Source organism: Roseivivax sp. THAF30, assembly GCF_009363575.1.
Taxonomy (GTDB): domain Bacteria; phylum Pseudomonadota; class Alphaproteobacteria; order Rhodobacterales; family Rhodobacteraceae; genus Roseivivax; species Roseivivax halotolerans.
This window is the reverse complement of sequence record NZ_CP045389.1, coordinates 413,847-430,284: the sequence shown is the minus strand read 5'-3', so window position 1 is coordinate 430,284 and position 16,438 is coordinate 413,847. Positions and strand designations below refer to the sequence as shown.

The following is a 16,438-nucleotide window of genomic DNA, read 5'->3' as shown; positions in this document are numbered from 1 at the left end:
TTAACTTCAAGAGGCAATGCTGGGGAAACCGCCTCGGCGCAGACAAGAGGAGCACCGCCCGTGCCTTCATTCTCGAACTCTCTTGAGCAGTCCATCCACGCGGCGCTGGCGCTTGCCAATTCGCGCAGCCACGAGTTCGCCACGCTAGAGCATCTGCTGCTGGCCCTTATCGACGAGCCAGACGCGGCCCGCGTGATGAAAGCCTGCGACGTGGATACCGAAGAGCTGCGCACAACGCTGGTGGAGTTCATCGACGATGATCTGTCGAACCTCGTCACCGACATCGAAGGCTCCGAAGCCGTGCCTACTGCGGCCTTTCAGCGCGTGATCCAGCGTGCGGCGATCCACGTGCAAAGCTCCGGCCGGACAGAGGTGACGGGCGCGAATGTCCTCGTCGCAATCTTTGCCGAACGCGAGTCGAACGCGGCCTACTTCCTGCAAGAGCAGGACATGACCCGCTACGACGCGGTCAACTTCATCGCGCATGGCGTCGCGAAGAACCCCGCTTACGGCGAAAGCCGTCCCGTCCAGGGATCGAGCGATGACGAGGACGCACAGACAGCCGATGCCGCGCCGTCCGACGATGGCAAGGAATCCGCGCTCGCCAAGTATTGCGTCGACCTCAACGCGAAGTCGCGCAAGGGCGATGTCGACCCGCTCATCGGCCGCGAGCAGGAAGTGGAGCGCTGCATCCAGGTGCTTTGCCGCCGCCGCAAGAACAACCCGCTCCTCGTGGGCGATCCGGGCGTAGGCAAGACCGCCATCGCCGAGGGTCTCGCGCGCAAGGTCGTGCAGGGCGAGGTGCCGCAGGTTCTCTCCAAGACCACGATCTTCTCGCTCGACATGGGCGCGCTGCTCGCCGGCACCCGCTATCGCGGCGACTTCGAGGAGCGTCTGAAAGCCGTCGTGACCGAACTCGAAGAGCATCCCGACGCGGTCTTGTTCATCGACGAGATCCACACCGTGATCGGTGCGGGCGCGACCTCGGGCGGCGCGATGGATGCCTCGAACCTCCTGAAGCCCGCGCTTCAGGGCGGCAAGCTTCGCACGATGGGGTCCACCACCTACAAGGAGTTCCGTCAGCACTTCGAGAAAGATCGCGCCCTGTCGCGCCGGTTCCAGAAGATCGACGTGAACGAGCCGACGGTCGCGGACAGCGTGAAGATCCTCAAGGGCCTCAAGCCCTATTTCGAGAAGCACCACGCGATCAAGTACACGAACGACGCGATCAAGACCGCGGTCGAGCTGTCGGCGCGTTACATCAACGACCGCAAGCTGCCCGACAAGGCGATCGACGTGATCGACGAGGCTGGCGCGGCGCAGCACCTTCTGGCGGAATCGAAGCGCCGCAAATCCATCGGCACGAAGGAAATCGAGGCCGTCGTCGCCAAGATCGCGCGGATCCCGCCGAAGAACGTCTCCAAGGACGATGCCGAGGTGCTCAAGGATCTCGAAAGCACGCTGAAGCGCGTCGTCTTCGGGCAGGACCTCGCGATCGAGGCGCTGTCCTCGGCGATCAAGCTGGCGCGGGCAGGCCTGCGCGAGCCTGACAAGCCGATCGGCAACTACCTGTTCGCGGGCCCGACCGGCGTCGGCAAGACCGAGGTGGCCAAACAGCTCTCCGATTCTCTCGGAGTGGAGCTGCTGCGCTTCGACATGTCCGAGTACATGGAGAAGCACGCGGTCAGCCGCCTGATCGGCGCGCCTCCGGGCTATGTCGGCTTCGACCAGGGCGGCCAGCTCACCGACGGTGTGGACCAGCACCCGCATTGCGTGCTTCTGCTCGACGAGATCGAGAAGGCGCACCCGGATGTCTACAACATCCTGCTGCAGGTGATGGATCACGGCACGCTGACCGACCATAACGGTCGCACGGTGGATTTCCGCAACGTGATCCTCATCATGACCTCGAATGCCGGTGCGACCGAGCAGGCGAAAGCGGCGATCGGCTTCGGCCGTGACCGCCGCGAGGGTGAGGATACCGCCGCGATCGAGCGGACGTTCACGCCGGAATTCCGCAACCGTCTCGACGCGGTGATCTCGTTCCAGCCGCTGCCGAAGTCGGTGATCCTCCGCGTGGTCGAGAAGTTCGTCCTGCAGCTCGAAGCGCAGCTTTTGGACCGCAACGTGACCATCGAGCTGACGCAGCCCGCCGCGGAATGGCTGGCAGAGCGCGGCTACGACGACAAGATGGGCGCGCGTCCCCTGGGCCGCGTGATCCAGGAGCATATCAAGAAGCCGCTCGCCGAGGAGCTTCTCTTCGGCAAGCTCTCCAAGGGCGGAATCGTTCGAGTCGCGGTGAAGGACGGCGAGCTCGACCTGCAGCTCGACGGGCCCGAAAAGCGGCGTCTGTCCTCCAAGAAGCCGCCGCTCCTGACGGCTGAATGATTAGGTCGGCGCTTCTCGCGCTGATCGCAGGAACCTCCGCCGCGCCCACCGCGGCGGAGGTTTTGCTTTCCTGGCCCGTCGATTGCGACAACGGCCGCACCTGTTTCATCGAAGATTACGTGGATGCGACGCCCGGCCCGGGCATGAGCGACTTCATGTGCGGGCTCAAAAGCCGGGACGCGCATAGCGGCACCGACATCGCGCTTTTGTCCGACGCACAGCGCCTCGCCGGGGTCGATGTTCTCGCCGCCGCACCGGGACGCATCGCCGCGCTCAGGGACGGCGTCGAAGACCGACGCATGGACAACGCGGAAGCCATCTCGGGCATCGAATGCGGCAACGCGGTGCGCCTCGATCATGGGGATGGGTTGCACACGCTTTACTGCCACCTCGCCAAAGGCTCCTTGACCGTCGTCGAGGGCGATAGCGTGGAACGGGGGCAGGCGCTTGGGCGCATCGGCCTTTCGGGTCAAACGAATTACCCGCACCTGCATTTCACCGTGCTCCGCGACGGAGAGAGTATCGATCCGTTCGACTACGAGGCGGCTGGCATCTGCAGCGCGACCGCGCCGACCCTCTGGGAGGACGCGCCACCTTACGTCGAGACCGGACTCTTCACAGCAGGATTTTCGAACCGGGTGCCCGAGTTTTCCGAGGTGCAAAATGGCGATGCCCGCGTCGATAGTCTCGCCGCGGACACAGCGCTCGTGCTTTATGCACACATGTTCCACGCAGAGCGCGGCGATGTCCTCCATCTCGAGGCGAACGGACCGGACCGTCCCGTCTTCGACCACTCGATCCTCGTGAAGACGGGTGACGCCCAGGCCTTCCGCGCCTTCGGCCGCCGCGCGCCCGAGGAGGGCTGGCCGTCCGGCGACTATACCGGCACGGCCCGTCTCATGCGCGGCGAGACGGTGATCGCGGTGCGCCACGCCTATGTCTCGGTGCGATAACGCCTGACAGGGCGAAAGAGCTACTTCTCGGTCAGTTTCAACTCAATGCGGCGGTTCTGCGCACGCGCCGCTGCGGTATCGGCCTCGTTGATGGGCTGGTATTCCCCGAAGCCGTTCGCCGCGAGCCGTGAAGGCGGGATACCTTGCGTGTCGGTCAGGAACCGTACGACCGACAAGGCGCGCGCTTGGCTGAGCTCCCAGTTGTCGGCGAATTCGGCACCAGGCAGAAGCGGTGTGGAATCGGTATGTCCATCAACCCGGATGACCCAGTCGATGCTCTCGGGAATGAGGTCCGAGATGTCCCGCAGGATACCCGCGACATTGGCGATCTGCTGGCGCCCCCCCGCCGACAGATCCGCGGAACCCGGCGCAAACAGCACTTCGGAGGAGAAGACGAACCGGTCGCCCTCGATCCGCACACCCTCGCGGTCGGCCAGAAGGTCGCGCAGCTCGGCGAAGAACTCCGAGCGATAGCGTGCGAGGTTGCGGTTCTCCTCCTCGAGCCGTGCCGCGCGTTCCGCCTCGAGGCGACGGGCTTCCTCTTCGGCTTCCCGGCGGCGACGCTCCTCGTCTGCGGCCCGTGCAAGCGCCGCGTTCAGCCGCGAGCCAAGATTGTCGATCCGGACCTGCGCCGCATCATCCGCCGCCTCGGCGGCTTGCAAGGTCTCCTGCAGCGAGGCGAGTTGCCGGCGCACCTGCGCCAGCGATTGGCTAAGCGCCTCGCTTTCGCGCTCCGCTTCCGTGGCCCGCTCGCGCTCCTCTGACAGCGTGTCGCGCGCAGTGGCCAGAAGCGTCGCCTGCTGCTCCGCCTCGCTCATCGCCTCTTCGACGGCGGCTTCCGAGGCTGCCTGAGCCGCGAGTGCCCGCGCCAGCTCCTCGCGCAGATCGGCCTCGACCTCCCGCGATGCCTCGCGTCCTTCGAGCGCGGCAGCGAGCCGGGTGTTCAATTCGTCCTCGGCCGCGCGCGCCGCCGCCAATAGAGTGAGCGTTTCCTCGGCCTCGCGGCGCTGCTCCTCGAGGCGCAAGGTCATCGCGGTCAGTTCGGCATCGGCGGTCTCGAGGCGGGCGCGCAAGGCACGGGCGGCCTCTGCTTCGGCCAGCCGGGCGGCCTCTTCCTCGCTCAACGCCTCGCTCAGCTCATCGACTTGCCCCGAGAGCTGCGCGAGCTGATCTTCGGCACCCGCATTTTCGGCCCGCAGATCCGCGACAAGCGCTTCGAGCGCCTCCCGCCGGGCGGCCGCGAGCCGCGCCGCTTCCTCGTTGGCATCGACCTCGTCGCGGGCCTGGGACAGTGCCAGTTGAAGCGCCTCCTGCTCCGAGATCAGCTCTTGCTGTGCCGCTTCCAGCTCATCACGCGATGCGGTCAGGTCCGCGATCCGCTCCTCCGCGCGATCCTGCTGGGCCAGAAGCGCCGCGACACGATCCTCGAAATCGCTGATCTGCCCTTCCGCCTCTTCGAGCGCGGCAGCCTGCCGGTCCCGTTCGGCGCTGAGCGAGGTGATGATGCTCTCCTGTTCGAGGATCCGCGCGTCGCGGTTGTCGAGCGTGGCTTCGAGCGAGCTGACATTGTTCGAGAGCGCAGTGTTGCGCCGCTCCGCCATGCCAAGCTCTTCGGAGAGGGCCGCAATCTGCTCGGTGAGCGAGGTCAGTTGCGTTTCCTGGCCCGTGATCGTCTCGCGCAGGACCGCCTGGATCACCAGGAAGATCGTCAGCACGAACATCAACACCAGGAGGAGCCCGGTCATCGCGTCCACGAATCCCGGCCAGATCGAGCTCTGGAACCGTTGCCCTGTCCGGCGCGACAGCGCCATGACTCAGCCCTCCTGCCGACGGGTGACGCGCTGCGGCCGTGTTGGCGTATCGCCCGAACGCCCTTGCTGGCGGCTCATCTGCCCCAGAACGCGGCTGAGCGCGGCCAGATCGGTGCGGATCTCTGCCATGCTCTCCTGCCGGCCCGCGGACATCTCTTCGAGGATACTCAGCATCTGAACGTCGATCGACCGCAGACGCATCCGGCTTTCGGCGTCGAGCCCGGTCTCTTCCTGGTGCGACAATGCCTCGATCAACCGTTCCTGCCCGTCCGCGAGCCGCGCGAAGGTCGCGGCAGACGGCGAGGAGGCCTCGATCCGCTCGGTCATGCGCTCCACGCTGTCCGCCAGTTGTGCAAGACGTCCCTCGATCTCAGAGCGCCCATCCTCGGAGCGGGCATAAAGCCTCTGCATCCCGTCGAGCTGATCGGCCACCTGCTCGAGCGCCAAGGCCGCGCCCGACATCTCGCCCGCGCCTTCGCCATCCCCGGCCGACACGCCGATCCGCGTGATCGACGACAGCCATTCCTCGAGCTCGCGATAGAAGCGGTTCTGGCCATGCCCCGCGAAAAGCTCGAGGAGCCCCACGATCAGCGATCCTGCCAGCCCCAGAAGCGAGGAGGCAAACGCGATCCCCATGCCGCCGAGCTGGCTTTCCAGCCCGCCGATGAGCCGCGAGAAAACATCGGTTCCGCTCTCGCCCTCCTGCGGGGCAAGCCCGCGGATCGTATCCACGAGCGCCGGAACCGTCGTTGCAAGTCCCCAGAACGTGCCGAGAAGTCCAAGAAAGATCAGCAGCGAGACGATGTAGCGGGTGATTTCCCGCGCCTCGTCGATCCGCTGCGCGACCGAGTCGAGGATCGACCGGCTCGACGTCGTGGCGATCTTCATCCGCCGACCGCGCGCCCGCAAGAGCGTTGCAAGCGGAGCCAGCAGCTGCGGCGCGCGCCCCGCCTTGGCCTTGCCGTGCACGAAATCCTCGATCCAGCGGACCGAGTACATCAGCTGCACCACCTGCCAGAAACACGCGAGCACCCCGATCCCGAAGACGAACAGGATGAAGCCGTTGAGATAGGGATTTGCCTGGAAGACCGGCAGCACCGAAGGCAAGGCCATGATCGCGCCAAAGGCCGACAGGCCAAGCACCGCCAGCATCAGGAACACCTGGCGCAGCGGTTGCGAAAAATGCGGCTCGGCCTCTAGGTCCGGTTGATCCAAGGGGATCGCTCCTGACGCTCGGTTATCGTTGGGCGAAGGTTAGACGCCTTGCCCAGTCAAGGAAAGGTTTATGCGGTCAACTCACGCACCCGTTTGTCCAGCCATTGCAGCTCTGCATCGGGCAGGCCCAAGGTCTCCAGATGCGTGGAGGTGTTGTAGAGATATTCACTGTTCGGCCCGCGGCCCCCGACAGCCTGTGCGATGATCTGCGCCTGTTCCTCGAGCTCGAGCGCGCAATATTGCACATGATCGGGGTCGATCACGTAGACGAGCGCCGTCACGTCGCGCCCATCTTCGAGGGCGAGCGGCAAAAGACGTTCGAGATAGGCCGCCGAGACAAGCTCCCGCTCGCGCAGGTAGGCGAGGACCGCTTCGCTCTGGTCAGGCGCGGCGGCCAGTGCCAGACCGTCGCAATGCGCCTCGTCCGATGCGTCGAGCGCAAGAACCAGGCCTGGCTCTTCCGGTGTGCCGCGATGGTGGATCGAGCGCATGCAGAAGCTCCGCCGATACCCCGAGAGCCGCGCCGGCACCTGCTCGATCACCTCGAAGCCCGGGTTCCAAAGAAGTGATCCGTATCCGAAGACCCAAAGTGTCATGGTTTCTGGTCCTTTGCCTGGCATGGCTCTAAACACGGATCGCACGTGCAGGAAAGGCATCCCCCGTGAAGAGACTGACACTCGCCGTCATCCTGGCCGCCCTTCTTTGGTCGGGACTCTGGGTCTGGCAGGCCCGCGCGTTGCGCGCCGAGATCGATACCTGGTTCGAGGCCCGCCGCGCCGAAGGCTGGACCGCCGAGGCGTCCGAGATCGCTGTCAGAGGATTTCCCAACCGCCTCGATGCGCGGTTCTCGGACTTGGTGCTCGCGCCCGAGGACGGGCCCCGCTGGCAGGTGCCCGAATTGCAGGTCATGCGCCTTGTCTACCGCCCGAACCACCTCATCGTCGCGGCATCCGGCGAGCAGATTGTCGAGCGCGGCGGGTCCACCTGGCGCATCGACGGCGAAGGTCTTCGGGCCAGCGCGGTGTGGCAGGAGGGCCGCCTCGATCGCGTCGCCGCCGAAAGCGGCGCAATCAGTCTCGCGCATAACGAAGCCGGGTCCGTTCACCTCGCCCAGATGACCGCTGCGCTGCAATCCTCTGGCGGCCCCGAGATGTGGCGCGCGGCTTTCAATGCCTATCCGGCCGAAAGCGCGGACGCCGCTGCCACGGACGCCCGTGTGACGTTGAACGCCATGCTCGGCACCAGTGATCCGACCGATCCTCGAACGCTGCGCGAGATCGACCTCTCCACGCTCGAATATGCCGATGGTGCGGGCCGCGTTGCGTTGTCCGGGCCTCTGTCATTCGGCAGCGATGGTCGTGCCACCGGCACACTGGCGCTGCGCGCGGAAGACTGGGAGGCGCTTCTCGAGGAGGCGCAGGAGAGCGGCCGGCTTCCCGCCATCCTGGTTCCGCCGCTGCAAAATGTTCTCTCGGTGCTCGGCCGGATCTCCGGCGGCGGCAATCCGAGTGCCGAGTTGCGGATCGACGACGGTCGCGTCAGGCTCGGGCCTCTGCCGCTGGGACGCATTCCCGCTCTGCCACGCTCCTGAGCGCTTGCGCGCGGCGCGCCAAGACCTGAGAGTATGGCCATGACCGACCGGCTGGCCACCCGCATCGAGGATGCGCGCGACGACTTGATCGCGCTGACGCAAAGCCTGTTGCGCGTGCCCACGCTGAACCCGCCCGGCGAGCATTACCGCGATATTTGCGAAGATCTGGCAACACGGCTCGCACTGTCCGGGTTCGAGACGCACCTGGTCCGTGCGACGGGCGCGCCGGGCGATAGCGACGCGTATCCCCGCTGGAACCTCGTCGCGCGGCGCGAAGGCGCGCGGCCCGGACAATGCGTGCATTTCAACAGCCATATCGACGTCGTGGAAGTGGGCGCCGGTTGGACCCGAGACCCGTTCGGCGCAGAGCTAGACGGCGACCGGATTTACGGGCGCGGCGCCTGCGACATGAAAGGCGGGCTTGCCGCCTCGATCCTCGCCGCCGAGGCGTTCCTGATCGAGCATCCCGATTTCGCGGGCGCGATCGAGATTTCCGGCACGGCGGACGAGGAATCGGGCGGCTATGGCGGGGTTGCCTATCTTGCCGAACAGGGCTGGTTCGATCCGGATCGCGTGCATCACGTCATCATCCCCGAACCGCTCGGCAAGGATCGGATCTGCCTCGGCCATCGTGGCGGCTGGTGGGCCGAGATCGAAACAAAGGGCGAAATCGCCCACGGCGCGATGCCTTTCCTTGGCGATTGCGCGATCCGGCACATGGGCGCGGTTCTGGACGCGTTCGAACGCGACCTTTTTCCAGCTCTCGCGTCGCGGCGCACCGAGATGCCGGTCATTCCCGATGGCGCGCGCGCATCGACCATGAACATCAACGCGATACATGGCGGCCAGCCGGAAGAGCCAGAGGACAGCAGCGCCCTGCCCGTGCATTGCGTACCGGACAGCTGCCGGATCACCATCGACCGCCGCTTCCTGATCGAGGAGGGCATCGACGCGGTCGAAGCAGAGATGCGCGGCCTTCTCGACGGGCTGAAAGCGCGGCGCGCGAATTTCGATTACGAGCTGCGCGAGATCAATCGCGTTATCCCCTCCATGACCGATCCTGCAGCGCCGGTGGTCACGACGCTCGAAGCCGCCATCGCCGAAACGCTCGGGTCGAAGGCCCAGCATGTGGCCTCACCGGGGAGCTACGACCAGAAACATATCGACCGCATCGGCCGTCTGAAGAACTGCGTGGCTTACGGGCCGGGTAAGCTGGAGCTGGCCCACAAGCCGGACGAATGGATCTCGGTCACGGACATGCTCGAAAGCGCCCGCGTGATGGCCCGGGTGCTCGAGAAGCTCCTGCTTCCCGACTGACTGTCTCTTTGGATTGGCCCAAATACCCGCGGGGAGCGCGAGGGGCTGGCCCCTCGCATCTCAGCCCAACGTCTCGCGGAAGGTCGGCAGCAGATCGCCCGGCTCGGGACTGGCCTCCCAGATCGCCCGCGCGATGGCGCGCGCCATGCAGATCGCACCCGCATGGCCGATTGCGGCAAGCTCGCCCGCCGGGTCGGACAGGGCCTGCGCGCCGGTCGAGGCCCCGAAGATGAGATCGCCATCGAGAGGCGAATGGGCAGGCATGATCGCGCGGCCCAGCCCGTCATGTGCGGCGATCGCCATACGGTGGCATTGCGCTTTACTAAGTGCCGCATCCGTCGCGACGACACCGATCGTCGTGTTTCCAAGGCTCGCCATCGCCGCGAGCTTCTTCGAGGGCGGAGCCATTTGCAGCCCGCGTGCGGGGTCGGGCCCAAGACCGCCGAATTCGGCGCCGATCTCGAACGGGGCCGCGTGAAAGTGCCGACCCGACGGCGTCGTCACGCAGCCCATCGGGTTCACGGCCACGAGCGCGCCGACGGTTACACCGCTGTCCAGCACCAGCGAGGCAGAGCCGAGCCCGCCTTTGACCTGAGCGGTCTGCGCGCCGGCTCCCGCCCCGACGGATCCCAGCGAGACGTCCGCGCCAGCGGCACCGAGGGCGGCCCGGCCGAGCGACGGATAAGGGTTCTTGCCCCAGCCTTTCTCGCCGCCGTTCAAGAGGTCGAAGAGGATCGCCGCGGGCACGATGGGCACCCGCGCCGACAGGACGGCAAAGCCCCGCCCGGCCTCTGCGAGCGCGTCCATCACTCCCTGAGCCGCCGCGAGGCCGAAGGCCGATCCGCCCGAGAGCACCAGCGCATCGACGCCGGGCGCGGTCTTGTCGGGCGCCAGAAGGTCGGTCTCCCGCGTGCCCGGCGCACCCCCCATCACCGCGACCGACGCCGTGAAGGGCGAATCCGCCGTCAGGACGGTCACGCCCGATTTCAGCCGACGGTCCTCGGCGCTTCCCACATGCAGCCCCGCCACGTCTGTGATGGTATTGCGCGGGCCCGTTTTCGGCTCAGATGCAGCGGCCACCGTCGACCTCCATCGCCGTGCCGGTGATCATCGACGCCTCATCGGAGGCCAGAAACAGCGCCGCGCGGCCCAGATCCTCGGGCGTCGAGAAGCGTCCGATCGGGATCGTGGCGAGGAATTTCGCACGCATCTCGGGCGTGTCCTCGCCAAGAAAAGACGCAAGAAGCGGCGTTTCCCCCGCAACGGGGCAGAGTGCGTTCACGCGGATGCCGGAGGGCGCGAGTTCCACTGCCATCGTCTTCGTCGCGGTGATCATCCAGCCTTTCGAGGCGTTGTACCAATTGAGCTTCGGGCGTGGCGAGAGACCGGCGGTAGACGCGATGTTCACGATGGCGCCCGCACCGCTCTCCTTCATCAGCGGCACCACCGCGCGCGCGGTCAGGTAGACCGATTTGCAATTGACCGCGAAGACACGGTCGAACTCCTCTTCGGAGACATCCTCCAGCGGCGTCGGCATGTGCGTGATCCCGGCATTGTTCACCAGGATGTCGACACCGCCCATCACTTCGCGCGCACGGCGCACCATCGCATCGACGCTCGGGCCCGAGGCCACATCCGCGCGGGCCGCAACGCCATTCACCTCGGCGGCAACGGCGCGCGAGGCTTCCTCGTTGATGTCGGCCACCATGACCCGTGCCCCTTCGGCGGCGAAGGCGCGCGCGATACCTGCGCCGAAGCCCGAGCCGCCACCGGTGACGATGGCGCGTTTTCCTTCAAGTCGCATGGCTCTCCTCCGTTCGGGCCCGATCTTCCGGCAGACGCGGCGCGGCCGCGATCAGCTCTTGCGTATAGGGATGGCGCGGCGCGCCCATGACCTCTTCGGTCGGCCCCTCCTCGACGATCTCGCCGCGCCTCAGCACCAGCACCCGCGTTGTGATCCCCCGCACCACGGAAAGGTCATGGCTGATGAAGAGATAGGCAAGCCCGTATTCGTCCGAGAGACGGGCAATCAGGTCGAGGATCTGCGCGCGCACCCGCACGTCGAGCGCCGAGACCGCCTCGTCGAAGATGATGAATTTCGGCCGGGTGATGAGCGCGCGCGCGATGGCGATGCGTTGGCGCTGCCCACCCGAGAAGGCGTGGATGTAGCGGCGTGCGTCCTCGGGCTTCAGCCCCACGGCCTCGAGCGCGTCCGCCACTGCCTGCTGACGCGCCGCGCCGCGCGGCGGATCGGCCATGAGGTGAAAGGGTTCGGCCACGAGCCGCTCGACCCGGTGGCGCGGATTGAAGCTGCCATAGGGATCCTGGAAGACGACCTGCATATCCGCCCGCGTCTCGGCCAGTGTTGCGCCGGGCACGATCGCCGCGCCGCCGAGACGGATCTCGCCCCGGTCGGGCGTCTCGAGCCCCAGGATCGCGCGGGTCAGCGTCGATTTGCCGGAGCCCGACTCGCCGACGAGCCCGACCCGCTCGCCCGCGCGGATCTCGAGCGAGACGCCCTTCAGCGCGGGGAAGCGCGGCCGCGCACCGAAGAGGCTCGTCCGCGGCAAAGCATAGCTCTGATCGAGGCCGTCGACCGACAGAAGCGGTGCGTCCGCCGCGCGCGAGGTCAAACTGGCGCGGTGTCCGGACGCGGCGAAGAGCGCGGCAGTATAGGGATGCGTGCGCGCCGCGAAGACATCGGCGGTCGGTCCCGCCTCGACGATCTCGCCCGCCTTCATCACCGCGAGCCGGTCGGCGATGCCATGCACGACCGCGAGATCGTGGGTGATGAGCAGCAGTCCCATGCCCTCGTCCCGCGCGAGCCGGCGCAACAGGTCGAGGATGCGCGCCTGCGTCGTCACGTCGAGCGCCGTCGTCGGCTCGTCCGCGATCAGGAGCTTCGGGCGCAGCACGGTCGCCATCGCGATCACGACGCGTTGGCGCTGCCCGCCAGAGAGCTCATGCGGATAACGATCGAGCGGGATCTCGGTCAGGCCCACGCGGTCGAGCGCGGCGCGGGCCAGCTCTTTCGCCTGTGCGGAGGACGCGCCCTTGTGCAGGCGCACGGTCTCGGACACTTGCCGCCCGATGGTCTGCACCGGATTGAGCGCGGTCATCGGTTCCTGGAAGACCATGCCCATCTCCGCACCGCGCATCCGGCACAGCGCGGCTTCGGGCCGGTGCAAAACCTGAGCGCCTCCGACACGGATCTCACCTGACGCCTCGGCCGCGCGAGGCAGAAGACCCATCGCCGCAAGCGCGGTCATGGATTTACCGGACCCGCTTTCGCCGGTCAGCGCGACGATCTCGCCCGGTGCCACGGTCAGGGAGACATGGCGCAGGATTTCTGCCGCGCCGATGCGGACAGAGAGGGCCTCGACCGACAGCACGTTCATGCCCGCCCCTCGCCAAGCTTGGGATCGAGCGCGTCGCGCAAGCCATCGCCCAGAAGGTTGAGGCCAAGCACTGTCAGCACGATCGCGAGCCCCGGCATCAGCGCGACATGAGGGGCCATCGCGACCATCGTCTGCGCGTCGGCAAGCATCCGGCCCCAGGACGGGATCGGCGGCTGCGCGCCGAGGCCGACATAGGACAGCGCAGCTTCCGCCAGAATGCCGAGCGAGAACTGGATGGTTCCCTGCACGATCAAGAGGTTCGTCACGTTCGGCAGGATGTGCTCGAGAGAGATCCGAGCACGGCCCTTGCCCGCGACCTGGGCCGCCAGAATGAAATCCCGCGACCAGAGCGCCAGCGCCGCGCCGCGGGTCAGCCGCGCGAAGACCGGCACGTTGAAGATGCCGATCGCGATGATCGCGTTGACCGCAGACGGGCCCGCGATGGCCGTGATGAGAATCGCGATGACAAGGCTCGGAAAGGCGAAGACCAGATCGTTGCCGCGCATGATGAGTTCGTCGAGAAGGCCGCCATGCCGCGCCGCAGCCGCGAGGCCCAGAGGCACGCCGAGCCCCATGCCGATCCCGACCGCGACCAGCGCCACCGCGATGGAGGTGCGCGCGCCGACCATGATCATTGACAGGATGTCCCGCCCGAAGTGATCGGTGCCAAGAAGGTGCGCCGCCGACGGCGGCTGCAAGCGGTTCGCGATGGCCATCCCGTCGACCGCGTACGGCGTCCACAGGAAGGACAGGAGCGCCGCGATCACGAAGACCGCGCTCAGCGCCGCGCCGGGGGCGAGACGCCGCATCATGCCCGCCGCCTCAGCCGCGGATCGACCGCCGCATAGGCCAGATCCGTCAGGAAGGTCACGAGGATCACGGCGAAAACGAGAAGCATCACGACGCTTTCGACGACGATCAGATCACGCTGGGAGATGGCCTGGAAGATCAGCCGCCCGAGGCCCGGCAGGAAAAAGACCTGCTCGATGATGATCGCGCCCGCGAGCAGGAAGGAGAATTGCAGCCCGATGATCGTCAGAACCGGGATCAGCGCGTTACGGACACCGTGCCGCCAGAGCGTCTGGCTGCGTGTCAGGCCCTTGGCGCGGGCCGTCCGCATGAAATCCTCGGCCATGATGTCGATGAGCGCGGAGCGCATGACCCGCGCGAGGATCGCCGCCTGCGGCAGGGCTAGCGCGATGGCCGGAAGCGTCAGCGCCTTCATCGCGGCAAGAGGATCGTCCCAGCCCGGAAAGCCGCCCGCGGAGAACCAGCCGAGATTGATCGCGAAGAGGAGGACCAGCAGCATCGCGAACCAGAAATTCGGCACCGCGATACCGAGCTGCGTCGCTCCCATCACCGTCATGTCGCCGGGGCGGCCCCGACGCGAGGCGGCATAGAGCGCGGCGGGAAAGGCCAGCGCGGTCGACAGCGCCAAAGCGTAGAGCGCGAGCGGCAGGGAGATCCAGAGCCGATCCGCGACCATCTCCGACACCGGGGTGCGGTATGTATAGGAGGTGCCGAAATCGCCCGTCAGCATGCCGCCGACCCAGGTCAGGTAACGCTGCCATTTCGGCACATCGAGCCCGAGCTCGGCCCGGAGCGCCGCCACCGTGTCGGGCTGCGCGTTGATGCCGAGCATGAAACTCGCCGGATCGCCAGGCGCGACCTCCACGACGAGGAAGATCACGAGCGAGGCCACGATGAGGCTCAGCCCGAGTGAGACCAGGCGGTTCAGGGCGTATCTCAACATGCGCGGACCCGGCGCGGCATCACGCGAAGGACAGGCGCTTCACGATACGGCCCGCGCCTTCCCGGTCGGTCCGGAATCCCATCGCCTCGTAATACTGGAGCCCCTCGGCGTTGTCGTCCGCGATGCTCGCATCAGCCGCGGGCAGCCCGGACTGGCGAACCACGGCCTCGGTCGCCTCGAAGAGACGCGATCCAATCCCACGACGGCCGGCATCGGGTGCCACATGCGTGCCGATGGAGCCATAACCCTCGGGCACGCCGAACGGGTCGTCCGGCCCGGCGAGGATGACCACCTGAAGTCCCAGAATACGCCCGCTTTCACTCTCGGCGACATGGCTCGAGACGAGCGCATCGTTCTCCACATAGGTCGAGCGCACGAAATCGGGATCGCTCGGACGGGTGCGCTTGCCGGCATCGGCAAGCGCCGTCAGCATCTCGCTGATCCCCGTCACATCGTCCGGGCGTGTCGGCCTGATCCGCATGATGCCTCTCCGTCTGGTGCCCGCCGCAGCCGAACGCTCACTCGCTCCAGCTGACACCGGCCAGCGGGTTGGCTTGGGTCGGCTGGTTTTCCCAGAGGCCGCGAAGCCGCGCATCGGCGACGGTCGGATAGGCCAGCTGGAAGAGATAGGCGTTGACGTAGTCCTCCGAGATCATGCGCTGCGCGTCGGCCACCAGCGAGGAGCGCTCGGCGGGATCGGTCGTCGCGGTCAGGGTCGCCATCAGCTCCTGGAACTCGGGATTGTCGTAGGAGAAGTAGTAATCCGGGCGCGCGTAGATCCCGATATCGAAGGGCTCGGTATGGCTGACGATGGTCAGGCCGAAATCCTTGCCGCGGAAGACTTCCTCGAGCCATTGGGCCCATTCGAGATTGGTGATCTCCGTCTCGATGCCGACCTCTCGAAGCTGCGCTGCGATGATCTCGCCGCCGCGCCGCGCATAAGACGGCGGCGGTAGCTTGAGCGTGGTCGAGAACCCTTCTTCGTAGCCCGCATCGGCCAGAAGCTGGCGGGCGATCTCGGGATCGTAGGGCGACAGATCCGTCAGGTTGACATAATCGGGATTGTGCGGCGCGAAATGCGTGCCGATCGGCGTGCCCTGGCCGAACATCGCGCCATCGATGATCGCCTGACGGTCGATGGCATGGGCCACGGCTTCACGCACTTCGGGGTCGTTGAACGGCTCCTCGGCGTTGTTCATCGCAAGGATCGTCTCGCCCTCGGTTGAGCCGACAATCACCTGGAAGCGTGGATCGGCCTCGAATTGCGGCAGGTTCTCGGGCGCGGGGTAGCCAGCGAAGGCGTCGATATCCTGCGCCATCATCGCGGCGAACGCGGCGGTCGGATCTGAGATGAACTTGATCGTCGCGGCTTCGAGGGACGGGGCCTCGCCCCAATACTCGGAATTGCGCGCCAGCTCGACCCGATCGCCCTGCACCCATTCGGAGAAGGTGAACGGCCCGGTGCCGACCGGGTTCGACTTGATGTTCTCGATGCTCTCTTCGGCGACAATCACGGCATCGCCCCAGGCAAGGTTGAAGAGGAAGTTGCCGTCGGGCTGCGACAGCACGATCTCAACGGTCTGCGGATCGACGACGTTCACCTCGGAGATCCCCTCGAACAGCGCCTTCTGCGCGTTCACGCTGTCCTCGGCGCGGGCGCGGTCGAGGGTGAACTTCACATCCTCCGCCGTGAAGTCGCTGCCGTCGTGGAAGCTCACGCCCTCGCGCAGAGTGAAGGTGTAGGTGGTTCCGTCCTCGGAAATCTCCCAATCCTCTGCGAGCGCGGGCTCGACGGAGCCATCAGCGGCAAAGCGCGTCAGCCCTTCGAAGACGTTGGAATAAAGCACGCTGTCGATGGCGCCCGCTGCGGCCGAGGTCGGGTCAAGATGCGGCGGCTCGAGCTGGATCGCGATGGTCAGGTCGGTCTCTTGCGCGAGCGCGGGGCTCGCGACGAGGGCGAGCGCGGTCAGTGTGCGGCGGAACATGGGCGGGCCTCCTCGGGCTCTGTTGTC

The 16,438-nt window shown here is 66.6% G+C and carries 14 protein-coding genes; 4 read left to right on the top strand and 10 right to left on the bottom strand.

The features are described 5' to 3' along the window. The first annotated feature begins 60 nt into the window (after nt 1–60). Both clpA and FIU91_RS02005 read left to right on the top strand, forming a co-directional pair. Nucleotides 61–2,388, top strand: coding sequence for an ATP-dependent Clp protease ATP-binding subunit ClpA (gene clpA / locus FIU91_RS02010; protein WP_093011473.1), 2,328 nt, complete (start codon nt 61–63; stop codon nt 2,386–2,388). Next, nucleotides 2,385–3,341, top strand: coding sequence for a M23 family metallopeptidase (locus FIU91_RS02005; RefSeq protein ID WP_254702017.1), 957 nt, complete (start codon nt 2,385–2,387; stop codon nt 3,339–3,341). The genes clpA and FIU91_RS02005 overlap by 4 nt, the downstream gene beginning before the upstream one ends. Nucleotides 3,342–3,361: 20 nt before the next feature. Here FIU91_RS02005 and FIU91_RS02000 read toward each other — a convergent pair whose 3' ends face one another. The 3 genes from FIU91_RS02000 to FIU91_RS01990 form a co-directional block, all read right to left on the bottom strand. Further along, nucleotides 3,362–5,152 carry a peptidoglycan -binding protein gene (locus tag FIU91_RS02000; protein WP_093011470.1) on the bottom strand — a complete coding sequence of 597 codons (1,791 nt, stop codon included), beginning with the start codon at nt 5,150–5,152 and terminating at the stop codon, nt 3,362–3,364. A 3-nt stretch (nt 5,153–5,155) separates the two neighbouring features. Further along, the gene (locus FIU91_RS01995) at nt 5,156–6,367 is read right to left on the bottom strand and encodes a biopolymer transporter ExbB (RefSeq protein WP_152461217.1); all 1,212 of its coding nucleotides are present in this window, start codon (nt 6,365–6,367) and stop codon (nt 5,156–5,158) included. A 68-nt stretch (nt 6,368–6,435) separates the two neighbouring features. After that, nucleotides 6,436–6,963, bottom strand: a complete 528-nt coding sequence (locus tag FIU91_RS01990; protein ID WP_152461216.1) for a gamma-glutamylcyclotransferase — start codon at nt 6,961–6,963, stop codon at nt 6,436–6,438. 65 nt (nt 6,964–7,028) lie between these two features. Between FIU91_RS01990 and FIU91_RS01985 the strand changes: the two genes are divergently transcribed. Both FIU91_RS01985 and FIU91_RS01980 read left to right on the top strand, forming a co-directional pair. Continuing rightward, entirely contained in the window at nt 7,029–7,958 is a 930-nt protein-coding gene (locus tag FIU91_RS01985; RefSeq protein ID WP_172974896.1) for a DUF2125 domain-containing protein, read from the top strand. 39 nt (nt 7,959–7,997) lie between these two features. Further along, entirely contained in the window at nt 7,998–9,275 is a 1,278-nt protein-coding gene (locus FIU91_RS01980) for an acetylornithine deacetylase/succinyl-diaminopimelate desuccinylase family protein (RefSeq protein WP_152461214.1), read from the top strand. 60 nt (nt 9,276–9,335) lie between these two features. Here FIU91_RS01980 and FIU91_RS01975 read toward each other — a convergent pair whose 3' ends face one another. From FIU91_RS01975 to FIU91_RS01945, 7 genes are read right to left on the bottom strand one after another with little or no spacing between them, the layout of a single operon-like run. Continuing rightward, the gene (locus FIU91_RS01975; protein ID WP_152461213.1) at nt 9,336–10,355 is read right to left on the bottom strand and encodes a P1 family peptidase; all 1,020 of its coding nucleotides are present in this window, start codon (nt 10,353–10,355) and stop codon (nt 9,336–9,338) included. Beyond that, complete coding sequence (locus tag FIU91_RS01970) at nt 10,339–11,079, bottom strand: glucose 1-dehydrogenase (RefSeq protein WP_152461212.1); 741 nt, start codon at nt 11,077–11,079, stop codon at nt 10,339–10,341. The genes FIU91_RS01975 and FIU91_RS01970 overlap by 17 nt, the downstream gene beginning before the upstream one ends. Continuing rightward, nucleotides 11,069–12,673: an ABC transporter ATP-binding protein gene (locus FIU91_RS01965; RefSeq protein ID WP_152461211.1), complete on the bottom strand. Its 1,605-nt coding sequence runs from the start codon at nt 12,671–12,673 to the stop codon at nt 11,069–11,071. Before FIU91_RS01965 ends, FIU91_RS01970 begins: the two co-directional genes overlap by 11 nt. After that, nucleotides 12,670–13,485: an ABC transporter permease gene (locus FIU91_RS01960; protein ID WP_093011450.1), complete on the bottom strand. Its 816-nt coding sequence runs from the start codon at nt 13,483–13,485 to the stop codon at nt 12,670–12,672. Before FIU91_RS01960 ends, FIU91_RS01965 begins: the two co-directional genes overlap by 4 nt. Next, a complete protein-coding gene (locus FIU91_RS01955) occupies nt 13,482–14,426 on the bottom strand; it encodes an ABC transporter permease (protein WP_152461210.1) in 945 nt (314 codons plus the stop codon). The genes FIU91_RS01960 and FIU91_RS01955 overlap by 4 nt, the downstream gene beginning before the upstream one ends. A gap of 19 nt (nt 14,427–14,445) precedes the next feature. Then, nucleotides 14,446–14,907, bottom strand: a complete 462-nt coding sequence (locus FIU91_RS01950; protein WP_172974895.1) for a GNAT family N-acetyltransferase — start codon at nt 14,905–14,907, stop codon at nt 14,446–14,448. Between the two features lie 37 nt (nt 14,908–14,944). After that, nucleotides 14,945–16,411, bottom strand: coding sequence for an ABC transporter substrate-binding protein (locus tag FIU91_RS01945; RefSeq protein ID WP_152461208.1), 1,467 nt, complete (start codon nt 16,409–16,411; stop codon nt 14,945–14,947). Nucleotides 16,412–16,438 lie beyond the last annotated feature (27 nt).